The organism is Methylophilus sp. DMC18, from assembly GCF_056314005.1.
Genome location: NZ_JBQUZE010000006.1, coordinates 117030 through 130688 on the forward strand (window position 1 = coordinate 117030; position 13659 = coordinate 130688).

The following is a 13659-nucleotide window of genomic DNA, read 5'->3' on the forward strand; positions in this document are numbered from 1 at the left end:
TCAACCAGCTTAAGTGTTGGGCCAGATATAAGTGTTAGGCCAGATTAAGTGTTAGGTAGGATCGGTAGTGAAAGCCTGGCTTCCAGCCCGCCTTCCGGGCGGTTGAGCAAGGCCAGTTGACCGCTATGTAATGCGGCAATGCGGTTGCAAATCGCCAGGCCCAGGCCGCTGCCACCTTCGTATTTGTTGCGCGCGCTGTCCATGCGCTCAAAAGGCCGCAGCAAACGGTCTGCATGTTCAGGCGGGATGCCAGGGCCGTTATCCAGCACGCTGATGACGATCTTGTCGGCCATGACCTGGCTGCGCACCTCGACCTTGCCTTTGCCATAGTTGTAAGCATTGCCGACCAGGTTGTCGAGCAGGCGTTGCATGGCTAGCGGACGGATGGGAATAAAGTATTTGGGGCCTAGCGAAATTTTGAGCTCGCGGCCCGCGCGACGCTGACGTTCTGCCAGTGCATTGAGCAAATCGTTAATATCCATCATGCGCGTGGGCTCGCCCTCTACGCCGCGCACAAAGTCCAGAAACTGGTGAATGATATTGTCCATATCGGAGATGTCTTCAATCATGCCCTGTTTCATATAATCGGCTTCTTGCGGCAGCATTTCTACCGCTAGCCGCAACCGCGCCAGCGGCGTGCGGATGTCATGTGAGACCCCGGCCAGCAGCAGCGTGCGTTCAGCATCAAGGCGGGCCAGGGATTCCGCCATCTCGTTAAAGGTCTGTGTCACTTCGCGTAACTCTTCCACGCTATCCACCGGCAGTTTAGGCGCGGGCTCGCCATTACGCAGCCGTTCTGCGGCATGCACCAGCATGGTCAGCGGCCGGTTGATGCGGGCCGTCAGTAAATAGCCACCCACCAGTGAAAGCAAGCCGACCACGGCCGCCCAGCCTAGCCAGTGCCAGGGGAAAGGGCGGTCTACCTGAATTTTGGGGATCACCACCCAGAAGTCATCCTGGCCGACATTAAAGCTGATCCACAAGCCAGGGATATCATAATGATTGACCGTGATAATGGTTTCTTCGCCCAGCCGTTCGCGGATTTTGAGTGCGACCAGATTAATGAAGGGGTCTGCAGGTAAGGGCTCGATGTCTTCAAGAAAGTCCGCCGCATAGACGCGCACGCCTTCGCGGCCCGATAACTCGGACAACAAGGCCAGGCGGCGGTTTTCGTGCGAGGCGATCAGTGAGGCGCGGGTGTAATTGACGATGGTGACGGCTTGCAGGGCGGCGGCAGTTGCGCGTGGTTCGCGGTCAAAATAATCAAAGATTTTGAGCGATGCATAGATGCTGACCGCCAGTAAGATGGCGATCAGCAACATGATGCGGGACAGCAGTCGGCGGGGCAGTAAGCGCACGGGGATTAAAGCTTGGCCGTATTATTGTGGTGCTTCACCATCTGGAATAAAGACATAGCCAAAGCCCCACATGGTTTGCAGGTAGCGAGGATGTGCCGGATCAGGCTCGATAATGCGGCGCAGGCGAGAGACCTGCACGTCTATGCTGCGATCAAATACATCCAGCTCGCGGCCACGCGCCAGTTGCATGAGTCGGTCACGTGACAGCGGCTGGCGTGGGTGTTCAGTGAAGACTTTCAGCAAGGTGAATTCACCACTGGTAATCGTAATGGGCACGCCGTTTTTACTTAGGCTGCGGGTACTGGTGTCGAACACAAACTCGCCAAATTGGAACGCAGCGGATTTTTCTTCAACTGCCTGTTTTGGCGAAATCTCGTGACGGCGAAGGACGGCATTGATTCTGGCCAGCAGTTCACGCGGGTTAAAGGGTTTGGGCAAGTAGTCATCTGCCCCCATTTCCAGGCCGACAATGCGGTCCACTTCATCGCCGCGCGCAGTCAGCATAATGATGGGAGTCATGTGGTTGGCTCCACGCAGTCGGCGGCAAATGGCGAGGCCATCTTCGCCCGGCAGCATCAGGTCCAGAATCAACAGATCAAAATGTTCATTGGCCAGCGTTTTGTCCATCTCCTTGCCATCTGATACGGACTTGATATTAAAACCTTGTTCAGTCAGGTAGCGCTGTAACAGCTCGCGCATACGTAAATCATCATCGACCATCAAGATTTTTTTTAACTGTTCTGACATACGGACCTTTGTTATTTGAAGCAAGTGTTTGCTTAACGCATTTTATTGCGATCAGGATGACCGCAGGAAGATAAATACGGCAAGGCCAAAAACTTATCCTTGATAATTATACTCCAAGCATTGGAGCGCATGAAGTGTGCCAGTTACAACTTCGTTACAAATGGCGTTGGGGATGAAATATTGCAGTTACAATCCTGATGCATGATTGCCTTCTGCTATTGGCAGGGGCATCCGAAAACGCTATTTTTTGTTAAATTTGTTGCCGCTAAAGTTGCAATTGCGTTAATGTGATCGACCTGATTTTAAAATCGGTCCCTCGTTTGCCATGAGATTCATGCTTGAGAGCACCCAATAATAGCTTAAACACAAGTGCTTTCGATGGAACAGGAATAAAGGTATTGCGTTTGGATGTGTAGAGCGATTAAACATTTGAAACGAATTGTATTGCTGACAACCTCCATGTTGCTGGCATTCCCTGCTTTGGCTGATCTTAAATTGCCAGTCCGATTGACAGAGATCCGTCTGGCTGACAATGATGATGCCGGCCTTTCCAAAACGCTGGAGCACAATTTTAGCCCTGAAGACCGTGCACGTTTGCGCAAGGCCCTTTCTGATTACGCCCGTAACACCGATCCCGACCACCAGTTGATGTTGCAAAAGCGCAAGGCCATGCATGACAGCATCGCGCAACGGTTCAATGAGTGTAACCGCGACAATGACGACTCGCTAGACCGCGAAGAGGCGACGCTGTGTTTGCCACAGGTAGCCCGCCATTTTTCCTACGTTGATCTTGATGGCAATGGCGTGATCACGCTAGACGAACTTGAAACCGCCTATGCCAAAATGGTGGAGCGTCAACGTGAAGCCGAAGCCAGAACCGAGGCAAAAATCGAAAATCAGCAAAATATCGTCAGCGACTCCGAGCCTGATGCCAAGTCTAGAAACAAATCCAAAGCAAGCTCGGCAGTGATTCCTGCCAATAGCCCTGTCAATTCAAGCGGTAAAGACGTTTCGGTCATACGCAAACGTCCCAGCTAATTTCCTTTGTCTCAACATGCACATGCCATTCAGCGTTTCGGCGTGTCAAACAAGCAGATTGCCTTCATTGTTTTTGCTGTTTAGTGGCTTTGTCGCTGACTCTGGACCCGCTTGATGCTGCCCTCGCAATTATCCTTTGTCTGGTCCCGTGGCTTGCAGGAGATAGACCCTGCCGACTGGCAGCGCCTGGCGGGCATGCATCCCATGCTCGACTACCAGTTTTTGCTGGCGTTTGAGGCCGCCGCTTGTGTCGGTGCGCAGACGGGCTGGATGCCCTATCATTTAACTGCGTTTGACCAGGGGCAGTTGGTGGCAGCCATGCCTTGTTATCTCAAAACGCACTCTTACGGCGAGTATGTCTTTGATTGGTCATGGGCCGAGGCCTATGAGCAAGCGGGTGGGCAGTATTATCCCAAGCTGATCTCCGCCATTCCTTTCTCACCCGTCACTGGCCCACGCCTGCTGATAGACCCGGCCTGTGACGCGCCTGCGTTGATTGCCGAGACCATGCTCAAGCAGCTGCAGGCTTTTTGTCAGGAACATGTCCTGTCCGGCGCGCATCTGTTGTTTCCCGATGCCATGTCGGCTGACTTTTGTGAACAGCAGGGGTGGCTAAGGCGTGAGGGCGTGCAGTTCCGCTGGGAAAATGCGGGATATGCCGACTGGGACGCTTTTATGGCGGTATTGAGCCGGGACAAGCGCAAAAAAATCCGGCAAGAACGGCAAAAAGTTGCGCAACAGGGCGTGACCTGCCGCGTGGTGAGTGGTCATGACATGACTGCGCAAGATTTGGCCTTGTTTTATCAATGCTATTGCCAGACGTATCTCCGCCACCATAGTTCACCTTATCTGACCCTGGCATTTTTCGAGCATTTGCAGCGCTACCTGCCCGGGCATTTGCAGTTATTTATTGCTTCGCAGCATGGCGAGGATGTGGCGGCCAGTCTGTGTGTGCTGAGTGAAGCGACGCTATATGGCCGTTACTGGGGGAGTTTGCGCGATATTTCTTGTCTGCATTTCGAGTTGTGCTATTACCAGCCGCAGCAATTCTGTATCCGCGAGCAGATCCGCTATTTTGAAGGCGGTGCACAAGGCGAGCATAAGCTTGCCCGTGGCTTTGTCGCTTACCCCACCTGTTCTTACCACTGGCTCAGCCATCCCGATTTTCACCAGAGTGTGGCGCGCTTTCTGCGCCGGGAGGCCGAGGGCATGCAGCAATATGTCAATGAGCTAGAGGAGCGCAGTCCATACAAAAATATACCGGATATCAATGACACTGGCCTGCCGCATATCCCTTTATCGACGTGATTGCGTTACCAGGGAATCGGTTTGCCATCATAGGCGATAAACTGGCCCGATTGTGCAGGGGTTAAACTGGCAATCACCTGGCGCAGGCCTTGCACGCTGGTTTCGGTATCAATCAGGCCGTTTGGACCGCCCATGTCTGTGCGCACCCAGCCCGGATGCAGTGCAGCAACGACAATGTTAAAGCCGCGCAAATCGATAGACAGGCTTTTGACGACCATATTCAGTGCAGTTTTGCTGCTGCGATAGATATATTCACCGCCACTGCCATTGTCTTCTAGGCTGCCCATTTTGCTGGTCATGGCGATCAGCTTTGCCTGCGGAGCACGTCGCAGCTGCGGCAAGAAAGCCTCTGCAAGATAGTAAGTGCTCAGCGTGTTGACCTGAAAAGCCTGTAACCAGGCTTGCACGTCGGTCTGGCCAAAACTGCTCTCAGGATAGGTGCCCGCATTGCTGATCAGAATGTCCAGCGTCAGTGCTGACAGCTGGCTTGCCAGCGCCCGGATTGAATCGACATCGGCCACATCCAGCGCAAGCAGCTGCAGGTTGCTATGTTGACTGGCCAGTTGTTGTAACGCGGGAGCCTGGGCGGGATCGCGTACCGTGACGTAGACCTGCTGGCCGCTTTCGGCATATTGCCTGGCATACTCGAGGCCGAGGCCGCGATTGCCGCCAGTGATTAAGATGGTTTGTGTATTCATGCTGTGAACCTCGCCTTCATGCAGTGGTTTAATTTAAGTTATGATGTCATTCTACGCGGGTTGAAATGACAGGCGTAGTATCTTTGCAATCGCAATGGAGTGTTGAGTTGAAGGCAGTAAAGCAGTGGCTGATCAGTCAGTGGGGGGCAGTGGGTATCTGCCTGCTTTTTATGGTGAGCAGTGTTGCTGGCGCGTTAGACCTCAGCAAGCAAATCCCGTTGCGGCCCTCATTATTAAAGCCGGAAGATGTGGCAGTGGTGTATAACCTCAATGACGCGCAAAGCGAAGAGGTCGCCCGTTACTACCTGCAAGCTAGGCAAGTCCCTGCGGAAAATCTGATCGGGGTGGAATTGCCCCGCCATTTTAAAGATGCGCTGACGGTTCCCGAGTTTGAGTCACTCAAAGCCCAGTTGGACGCCAAGTTGACCACGCAGCAAGTGGTCTTGCTGGTCTGGCGCACCCCGTTTGCCGTGCAATGTAACAGCCTTACCAGTGCGCTGACGCTCGGGCTGGATCTCAATCAATGCCGCAAGACCTGTGACCCTGGCCGCGACAGCCCTTACTTTAACAGCCCCTCATTGCGGCCATGGACGGATCACCATTTGCGTTTGTCCATGTTGTTGCCCATCACCAGTGTCGCTGCGGCCAAGGCACTCATAGACCGTGGCGTCATGAGTGAATTCAGTTTAAATGACGCGAATGGGTTTTTTCTAAAAACCCAGGATGCGGCACGCTCCAAGCCACGTGAACCTTTTTTCCCGCAAGAGGGCATGACGGTCAAATCCAAAAAACTGACCTTGCATACCTTGAGTCAGGAGACGATAGAAAAACAGCCCTCAGTCATGTTTTATTTCACCGGGCAAAAATCGGTCGATTATCTGCTTACCAACAGTTATTTGCCCGGCGCCATTGCCGATCATTTGACCTCGACCGGAGGCATTTTGTCTAATTACAATCCGCAAATGCCCGCCTCGCGCTGGCTGGATGCGGGGGTTACCGGCAGTTATGGCACTGTGTCTGAGCCTTGTAATTATTGGCAAAAATTCCCCAACCCGCAGGTGTTAATTGGCCATTATCTGGCCGGTGAAACCCTGATTGAGGCCTACTGGAAAAGCGTGAAATGGCCGATGCAGGGCGTGTTTATTGGCGAGCCGCTGGCCAAACCCTACGCCAAAAGCGTCCAGGTGGTGGATGAGTGAGCGATGGTCATTGCACCTGCGCTTACGTCATTTTCCTGTCATTGTGCCTGCATCGTTGTGTCGTATAATCGCTGCCATCTATCCGGTGAGATTGGCTTGTGCAAGATATTCGTTTAAAAGCGTTTTGGACTTTGTTTCTGTGGGCATTTGGTTGCCTGCTCCTTGGCTGGTTCACAAATGCGCATCTGGCGTGGTTGACTTATTTATGTGGTGTGCTGGCCTATCTGGCCGGACATTTATACTGGATACACCGTCTGTACCAGTGGGCCCTTAAGCCCAGCCTGAATTTTATCCCCAACGGCAAAGGTATCTGGGAAGACATTTTTGCCAATCTCTATCATGAAATGCGCCGCCATTCGCGTAGCCAAAGCCAGTTAAGCAGTACCTTGGAGCGCTTGCGTCATGCCACCAGTGCTTTGCCGGATGGCGTGGTCGTACTCAATAATCGTAATGAAATCGAATGGTTTAATGAGCCTGCCGTGCAACGCCTGGGTCTCAAGCGCCATCATGACGAAAGTCAGCCGATTTATTATTTATTACGCCAGGCCGAGTTCGTGGAATACCTGCAAGCCGAAGAGTACAGCGAACCACTCAAGCTTAAATCCTGGCGCAGTCCCGATATCACGCTGGAGTTGCAGATTATTCCGTTTGCCAGCAAGCAGCGACTGCTGATTTGCCGCGATGTATCCGCCATTGAAAAAACCGAAGTCATGCGCCGCGATTTCATCGCCAACGTGTCACATGAGTTGCGTACACCGCTCACCGTGATTGGTGGCTTTCTGGAAACCATCAGTGACATGCAGGGGGAGATTTCTCCCGATATCCAGCCTTATTTTGACATGATGCAGGCGCAAACGACGCGCATGCGCCGCATTATCGAGGACTTGCTGACCTTGTCACGCCTGGAGAATAATGTCACGCTCAAGGATGAAACCGAGATTGACATGAAGGCCATGCTGCAGCAATTGCATCGCGATGCCCAGGCATTGAGCCAGGGGCAGCATCAGGTCACCTTGCATATGGAGGCGAACGTTAACCTGACGGGCAGTTATAATGAGCTCATGAGTGCCATGAGCAACCTGACCACCAATGCCGTGCGCTATACCCCGCCACAGGGCAAAATTGATATTTATTGGCAAATGCGGGGGGAGGACGTGGTGTTCAGCGTCCAAGATAATGGCATCGGTATTGAAGCGCACCATTTACCCAGACTGACCGAGCGTTTTTATCGTGTGGACAGCGGCCGGAGCCGCGACACAGGCGGCACAGGTTTGGGCTTGTCTATCGTCAAACATATTCTGCATCATCATCAGGCCAGCTTGCAGGTGGAGAGTGAGCCTGGGCTGGGGAGCTGTTTCCGTATCGTGTTTCCTGCGCAAAGGATCTTGCCTGCATGAGTTGCATCGGCTGCAGTGGCCTGATGTTGCTATTGCTGCTGGTCGCCTGTACGACCTCCCCTCATTCAGGTTATGTCGATTCGCCGAATGGACGTCCGGTGCCAGTGCGGCAAGACCGGAATGCCTTGCATCAACTGGTGAAAACCGATCTGGATCGCCTGGCGGATATTGAATATGCCGAAAACGTCAGCACCTTGCGCTTGCTGATGCTCAAACTGTATAAACGCAACCCGGCTGAAGCGCAGAAATCTGGCTTGGGCGGGCCCGAACAGATCGCCACCTATGTGTTTGAGCAGGCTCACGTGCATGGCTGGCAACTGGAGGCGCTTGGGCATGCGCAAGACACCGCTGCGATCAAGCTGGCATTAAACCCGCAATTTGGCGGAGATCGGGTACTGGCACTTGTGGTGGGTATCCAGTCCATGCTTTACCGCGCGCATGGCAGCAAGGCGTCTTTTTTCTTGCTGGATAGCATAGATCCGCAAAACCTATACAATGCCGCCAGAAATATTGAAATCGCCATGTGGAAACTGGCGAATGCCAAAAATGCCCAGGGCGAACTGTTGTTGCTGACCAATAGCCTGACAGGTGAAGTACAGAATCTGAGCTTTGAGCGCGAGTTTAGCAAGCTGGTTGCCCGCACAGATTTGCTGGCCTTGACCTTGGCCGAGAAGTCGCAGCGCTTGATCTCGCGGCTGACACAAAGCATCACGACCGCCCCTTTTCTTCCTTTTAGATAATCTTCATCATCATGCATCAAGCCCTGACCCTACTGAACGGATTAAGCCCTGCGCAATTCATGGCAGACTACTGGCAAAAGAAACCATTATTAATCCGGGGTGCTATCCCTGGTTTTGAGGGATTACTGACGCCAAGCGAGCTGGCGGGGCTGGCCTGTGAGGCTGAGGTGCCGGCCAGATTGATACAGTTTGATTCTGAGCGCATGAATCAGGGAGATGGCTGGCAGGTCAGGCAAGGCCCGTTTGATGACGAAGACTTTACCAGTTTGCCTGCGCGCGACTGGACCCTGCTGGTGCAGGGGGTGAATCATGTGCTGCCAGAGGCGCAAGCCTTGCTGTCGCAGTTTAGCTTTGTCCCCAACGCCAGACTCGATGATGTCATGGTCAGTTATGCGCCGACTGGTGGTGGCGTCGGGCCACATATCGACAGCTATGATGTCTTCTTGCTGCAGGGCGCGGGGCACCGCCGCTGGCGTATCAGCCAGCAAACGGATTTAAGATTGATTGCCGATGCACCCTTGCGCATTTTGTCGCACTTTGAATGCGAGCAGGAGTGGGTGCTGGCGCCGGGCGACATGCTCTATCTGCCGCCCAATGTCGCGCATTGGGGCATTGCAGAAGATGATGATTGCATGACCTACTCCATCGGCTTCCGGGCGCCCGCCGCGCGTGAACTGGCCATTGAGTTTCTTGAGGCCTGCCGCCAGGAGATGCTGCCTGACGAACTGTATCGCGACCCTGAGTTGCAACCCGCTCAAGATGCCGCAGCGATTGACCCGCAGATGGTCAGTCACGTCGCTGGCATGTTGCGCCGCTTGCCTTGGGAGGCCGAGCAACTGGGACCGTTTCTGGCAAAGTATTTTTCAGAGCCCAAAGCGTATGTTGTGTTTTCGCCCAACTGCAAACTGAGTGCAGAGAAGTTTTTGCAACGCGTCCAGCAATCTGGACTGGTGATGGACTTGCAGACACAGATGTTGCATTGGCAAGGCCAATACTTTATCAATGGCGAGCGCGTGAGTGTGTCAGCGGAGGCGGGGCCTTTGCTCAATACATTCGCTAACCAGCGGCTGTTGACGGCCGCAGACTGCCAAACAGCAGCCATTCATCCCTTGTTGCCCTGGTTACGAGGGATTTACCTGTCTGGATACGTGCATTTTTCTGATTGAGCCGGTTAATTTTGCATTGATTGCAAAGGATTTGGTGGATTTTTTGTGAAAAAAACACAGAGTTGTTGTTCTGACACAAAAAAATCCTTTCTTTTTCACTGGTTTTTCGTTCTTTTTTTAATCAATTGCTGATACAATTTTTTCACTCGGTTGATTCTGCACCCGCAGCGTTACCCGTACATAATTTTTTGCTCATACATACTAAGGAAATAAAGATGACACGTTCTGCATTGTTGGCTGCATTGTTGGCTTTGGCTTTGACTGCTTGTGGTGAAAAACCAGCTGAAGAAGCACCTGCTGCTGAAGCGCCTGCTGCTGAAGCCCCAGCTGCTGAAGCTCCTGCTGCTGAAGCTCCTGCTGAAGCTGCACCAGCCGAAGCTGCTCCTGCTGAAGCTGCACCTGCTGAAGCTGCTCCTGCTGAAGAAGCTAAGTAATCCAGACATCCGTAATCTGGTTTTACTTGGATGTAGAAAAGCCGACGAAAGTCGGCTTTTTTATTGGCTGCGCGCTGAGCACCTCAACCACTCAGGGGCGGGACGCTACGTGTTTTCAGGCGGCTGACTTGAGGGAGGATAACTCGTTGGCAATCTGGCAGATTTGAATAAAGTCTTCGACGATCAGCGATGCACCGCCGATCAGCCCACCATCGACATCTGGCATGCTCATCAATTGCGCAGCATTGCCGGGATTGACGCTGCCGCCATAGAGCAAGGTTATCTGCTCTGCAACCTGTTCGTCCAGTAGCCCAATATGGCCGCGGATGAAAGACAAAATTGCTTGGGCATGTTGCGGACTGGCGGCTTTACCCGTGCCGATGGCCCAGATCGGTTCATAGGCGATGACGCCTTTGGACAGCGCTTGGATGCCTACATGTGAAATGACAGGGTTCAACTGCCTCACTACCACGAGATCGGTTTCGCCTAATTCGTATTCTTCCAGGGTTTCGCCTATACACAGGATGGGCGTCAGCCCAGCCTTGAGGGCTGCTTCAAAACGCTCTCCGCAGCTTTCATCACTTTCGTGCCCACGTAAGCGGCGTTCAGAGTGGCCGATAATGACGTAGGTGCAGCCAAACTCCTTGAGCATGAGCGGCGAGACGGAACCTGTGTAGGCACCACGCTCAAAGCGGCTCATGTTTTGTCCGCCCCAGGCCACATGGCTGTGTTGCAGTAATTGTTGCGCCTGCTGCAAATAGGGATGTGGCGGGCACACCGCATAGCGCGCCCGGTGATGGCGCGTCTCTTGCAACACACTTTGCATAAAGCGGGCATTGTCTGGCAGGTTGCCGTTCATTTTGCGGTTGGCAACCACCAGCTTGGGGCGATTTGTCATCACACCATTTCCTTTGAGGGTTTTCTTTCTATAATGTCGGATATTGTACATAAAACTTGATGCTATGCCTCAACTCGATTTTTCATTACAAGTGGCGACACCTGCGGCAGATGTGCCCAGCGTGTCGCAATTCAAGCGCTGGATCCGCGCCAGCTTGCGCGTAGATACCAGCCTGACGATCCGTATTGTGGATGCTGAAGAAGGCCAGCAACTGAATGCGAGTTACCGCGGCAAGGATTACGCGACCAATGTGCTCACCTTCCCGTTGGCTGAGGAGCCCTGCCTGATAGGCGACATTGTCATCTGCGCGCCGGTGATTAGCAGAGAGGCCGCTGAGCAGGGCAAGTCCGTGCTGGCGCATTATGCGCACATGACGGTGCATGGCGTCCTGCACATGCATGGCTACGACCATGAGGTTGAGGCGCAGGCGGCGCTGATGGAGGCGCTGGAGATCGGCATCCTGCAAAAGCTGGGCTTCCCCAACCCTTATGCAGAATAAACTTTAAGCGCCGGCGACAAATCGCTACAATCCCTGCATGGAGCTTTCCGTCAACAGCACCCAGATCAGAATCAATGGCGAGCCGCTCTCGGCTTTGCCGCAAGATTTGTATATTCCGCCGGATGCGCTGGAAGTGTATCTGGAGACCTTTGAAGGGCCACTGGATTTGCTGCTGTACCTGATCCGCAAGCACAATCTGGATATTCTCGACATCCCCATGGCTGAGCTGACCACGCAGTACATGGGCTATGTGGAAAAAATGAAAGCGGTGAATCTGGAGTTGGCTGCCGACTATTTGCTCATGTCAGCCATGCTGATTGAGATTAAGTCACGCATGCTGTTGCCCAAGCCGCAAGAGCTGGAGGAGGAAGACGACCCGCGCGCTGAGTTGGTCAAACGGCTGATGGAGTATGAGGCGATCAAGCAGGCTGCACAGCGGCTGGATGCCTTGCCCAAAGTCGGCGTAGACATTGAGGTGGCTGCGGCGTATTACGAGCGGCTGTCACTGGTCAAGCCGCCTGAAGTCAGTCTGGATGATCTGGTAGAGGCGTGGCGCAATGTGCTCAAGCGTGCCAGGCTCAATCAGCACCATAAACTGGGGCGGGCGGAACTCTCTGTACGCGAGCATATGAGTCTGTTGTTGCGGCGCTTGTCGGCAACGCCGGTATTGCGGTTTGACGAGCTGTTCGATGTGGGGATTGAGGGCGTGCCCAAGCTGGTGGTGAATTTCCTGGCCATGCTGGAGCTGGCCAAAGAAGGCTTGATTCTGATCACGCAGCAGGAGGCTTTTGGTACCATTTACCTGCAAGCCAATACCACTGGCCGGGAGACTTGACGTGCATACTCCGGAAAACATTACCGAGATGAAACAAGTGCTGGAGGCTGCCTTGCTCACCTCGCCGCAGCCGCTGTCTCTGGACGATTTGCTCAAATTGTTTGCCGGACGCATGGAGCGTGCGACATTGCGCATGTTGCTCGATGAACTCAAGGCCGACTGGTCGGATAAAACGCTGGATTTAGTACAAGTGGCCAGCGGCTACCGCTTTCAGGCCAAAGCTCAATACAGCGAATACCTGGCGCGTCTGAATCCTGAGCGGCAGCCAAAATACTCACGCGCAGTGATGGAAACACTGGCGATTATTGCCTATCGTCAACCGGTGACGCGGGGCGATATCGAGCAGATCCGCGGCGTGGCGGTGAATCCGAATGTGATTCGGCAATTGCAGGAGCGTGACTGGATAGATGTGGTCGGCCAGCGTGAAGTCCCCGGACGCCCGTCACTGTATGCCACGACCAAACATTTTCTCGATGATTTGAACTTGCGTTCGCTGGCCGAGTTGCCGCCTTTTGAAACCTTTGTGCAAACAGATATTCAGTCAGAGTAGTTTACCTATGTCCGCCTCACTGCTTAAAATCAGGATCAGCCATCAAGGCCACATCGCGCTCGGTCCAGGCAAAATCGAGTTGTTGCAGCACATTGTGCAATACGGTTCCATTTCAGCCGCTGCCAAGCAAATGCGCATGTCTTATCGCCGGGCATGGGAGCTTGTTGATTTGATGAATCATTGTTTTGACGAGCCGGTCGTCATCAGTGCCGCTGGAGGCGCGCACGGCGGCGGCGCACAGGTCACGGCGTTCGGCTTGGCACTCATCCAGGCCTATGAGCACATCCTGCAAAAGTCTGCGCAAGCGGCGGCGGATGAGTTGGGCTTTATCACCCAGCACCTGCAAAAAAACTGATTTTTTCAAAAAAACCGTATTTTTAAGTTCCATAACATTCATTTGAATATAACGATGACAGCATCACAGCCTTGCTTTATCGCCTGCCATCAATCAGGCGCGCATGATTAAATCTGGGATGCGGCACACTCTACAGGAATAAAGTGCTATGGCTGGTCGCCGGTCTCATCCGCTTGATGACACATGTATTGCTCAGCAGGGCTGAAGAAAAAAACGCATGATATTCGCGGCAGCCAGCCTGACGGATGCATGAACCAGTTTTTAGACAATATAGCCAGTAAATAGGTATGCGAGTTATGACGATATAGAGGGGGCGGGACTTTGGTCAAACAGCTGGAACTCGCGCGATATCCTGCCCGTTCCGGTTGGAATTTATGTCAAACAGTCGCTGACCGGCTTGGGCTGGTGGGATAAGCTTAAAAATCGCCTGGGCTGAA

Annotated in this window: 15 protein-coding genes; 11 read left to right on the plus strand and 4 right to left on the minus strand. The window is 53.3% G+C overall.

All coding sequences use genetic code 11. From position 1 onward, the window contains the following. Positions 1–44 precede the first annotated feature (44 nt). Positions 45–1358, minus strand: coding sequence for a sensor histidine kinase (locus tag ACT53G_RS13745; protein ID WP_313987167.1), 1314 nt, complete (start codon positions 1356–1358; stop codon positions 45–47). Between the two features lie 21 nt (positions 1359–1379). Beyond that, the gene (gene ompR, locus ACT53G_RS13750) at positions 1380–2105 is read right to left on the minus strand and encodes an osmolarity response regulator transcription factor OmpR (RefSeq protein WP_313987169.1); all 726 of its coding nucleotides are present in this window, start codon (positions 2103–2105) and stop codon (positions 1380–1382) included. A 429-nt stretch (positions 2106–2534) separates the two neighbouring features. Here ompR and ACT53G_RS13755 point away from each other — a divergent pair, with 429 nt between their 5' ends. Both ACT53G_RS13755 and ACT53G_RS13760 read left to right on the plus strand, forming a co-directional pair. Continuing rightward, positions 2535–3143, plus strand: coding sequence for an EF-hand domain-containing protein (locus tag ACT53G_RS13755; protein WP_228518928.1), 609 nt, complete (start codon positions 2535–2537; stop codon positions 3141–3143). 114 nt (positions 3144–3257) lie between these two features. Further along, a complete protein-coding gene (locus tag ACT53G_RS13760; RefSeq protein ID WP_476169680.1) occupies positions 3258–4451 on the plus strand; it encodes a GNAT family N-acetyltransferase in 1194 nt (397 codons plus the stop codon). Positions 4452–4456: 5 nt separating this feature from the next. On the opposite strand, the gene ACT53G_RS13765 is transcribed toward ACT53G_RS13760, so the two are convergent. Further along, a complete protein-coding gene (locus ACT53G_RS13765; protein ID WP_379073693.1) occupies positions 4457–5149 on the minus strand; it encodes an SDR family oxidoreductase in 693 nt (230 codons plus the stop codon). A gap of 107 nt (positions 5150–5256) precedes the next feature. Here ACT53G_RS13765 and ACT53G_RS13770 point away from each other — a divergent pair, with 107 nt between their 5' ends. The 5 genes from ACT53G_RS13770 (at position 5257) to ACT53G_RS13790 (ending at position 10212) form a co-directional block, all read left to right on the plus strand. After that, a complete protein-coding gene (locus tag ACT53G_RS13770) occupies positions 5257–6348 on the plus strand; it encodes a TIGR03790 family protein (protein ID WP_476169681.1) in 1092 nt (363 codons plus the stop codon). A gap of 98 nt (positions 6349–6446) precedes the next feature. Then, the gene (phoR, locus tag ACT53G_RS13775) at positions 6447–7745 is read left to right on the plus strand and encodes a phosphate regulon sensor histidine kinase PhoR (RefSeq protein WP_194749463.1); all 1299 of its coding nucleotides are present in this window, start codon (positions 6447–6449) and stop codon (positions 7743–7745) included. Next, positions 7742–8485 (plus strand): hypothetical protein, encoded by a 744-nt coding sequence (locus tag ACT53G_RS13780; RefSeq protein WP_228518929.1) that lies wholly within the window; start codon positions 7742–7744, stop codon positions 8483–8485. The genes phoR and ACT53G_RS13780 overlap by 4 nt, the downstream gene beginning before the upstream one ends. 11 nt (positions 8486–8496) lie before the next feature. After that, a complete protein-coding gene (locus ACT53G_RS13785) occupies positions 8497–9651 on the plus strand; it encodes a cupin domain-containing protein (RefSeq protein ID WP_476169682.1) in 1155 nt (384 codons plus the stop codon). Between the two features lie 270 nt (positions 9652–9921). Next, a complete protein-coding gene (locus ACT53G_RS13790; protein ID WP_476169683.1) occupies positions 9922–10212 on the plus strand; it encodes a hypothetical protein in 291 nt (96 codons plus the stop codon). Here ACT53G_RS13790 and tpiA read toward each other — a convergent pair. Next, the gene (gene tpiA / locus ACT53G_RS13795; RefSeq protein WP_476169684.1) at positions 10201–10983 is read right to left on the minus strand and encodes a triose-phosphate isomerase; all 783 of its coding nucleotides are present in this window, start codon (positions 10981–10983) and stop codon (positions 10201–10203) included. The genes ACT53G_RS13790 and tpiA overlap by 12 nt on opposite strands. Positions 10984–11047: 64 nt before the next feature. Here tpiA and ybeY point away from each other — a divergent pair, with 64 nt between their 5' ends. From ybeY to ACT53G_RS13815, 4 genes are read left to right on the plus strand one after another with little or no spacing between them, the layout of a single operon-like run. Continuing rightward, positions 11048–11482 (plus strand): rRNA maturation RNase YbeY, encoded by a 435-nt coding sequence (ybeY, locus tag ACT53G_RS13800; RefSeq protein ID WP_476169685.1) that lies wholly within the window; start codon positions 11048–11050, stop codon positions 11480–11482. A gap of 37 nt (positions 11483–11519) precedes the next feature. Beyond that, on the plus strand, positions 11520–12317 hold the full coding sequence (locus ACT53G_RS13805) for a segregation and condensation protein A (protein ID WP_476169686.1): 798 nt from the start codon (positions 11520–11522) through the stop codon (positions 12315–12317). A gap of 28 nt (positions 12318–12345) precedes the next feature. Continuing rightward, complete coding sequence (scpB, locus tag ACT53G_RS13810; protein WP_228518940.1) at positions 12346–12867, plus strand: SMC-Scp complex subunit ScpB; 522 nt, start codon at positions 12346–12348, stop codon at positions 12865–12867. 7 nt (positions 12868–12874) lie between these two features. Then, positions 12875–13222 carry a winged helix-turn-helix domain-containing protein gene (locus tag ACT53G_RS13815; RefSeq protein ID WP_476169687.1) on the plus strand — a complete coding sequence of 116 codons (348 nt, stop codon included), beginning with the start codon at positions 12875–12877 and terminating at the stop codon, positions 13220–13222. The last annotated feature ends 437 nt before the right edge of the window (positions 13223–13659 follow it).

Coding starts and splice junctions, on each gene's coding strand:
- ompR (WP_313987169.1), bottom strand. CDS start 2,105: ATGTCAGAACAGTTAAAAAAAATCTTGATGGTCGATGATGATTTACGT.
- ACT53G_RS13760 (WP_476169680.1), top strand. CDS start 3,258: ATGCTGCCCTCGCAATTATCCTTTGTCTGGTCCCGTGGCTTGCAGGAG.
- ACT53G_RS13765 (WP_379073693.1), bottom strand. CDS start 5,149: ATGAATACACAAACCATCTTAATCACTGGCGGCAATCGCGGCCTCGGC.
- ACT53G_RS13780 (WP_228518929.1), top strand. CDS start 7,742: ATGAGTTGCATCGGCTGCAGTGGCCTGATGTTGCTATTGCTGCTGGTC.
- ACT53G_RS13785 (WP_476169682.1), top strand. CDS start 8,497: ATGCATCAAGCCCTGACCCTACTGAACGGATTAAGCCCTGCGCAATTC.
- tpiA (WP_476169684.1), bottom strand. CDS start 10,983: ATGACAAATCGCCCCAAGCTGGTGGTTGCCAACCGCAAAATGAACGGC.
- ybeY (WP_476169685.1), top strand. CDS start 11,048: ATGCCTCAACTCGATTTTTCATTACAAGTGGCGACACCTGCGGCAGAT.
- ACT53G_RS13805 (WP_476169686.1), top strand. CDS start 11,520: ATGGAGCTTTCCGTCAACAGCACCCAGATCAGAATCAATGGCGAGCCG.
- scpB (WP_228518940.1), top strand. CDS start 12,346: ATGAAACAAGTGCTGGAGGCTGCCTTGCTCACCTCGCCGCAGCCGCTG.
- ACT53G_RS13815 (WP_476169687.1), top strand. CDS start 12,875: ATGTCCGCCTCACTGCTTAAAATCAGGATCAGCCATCAAGGCCACATC.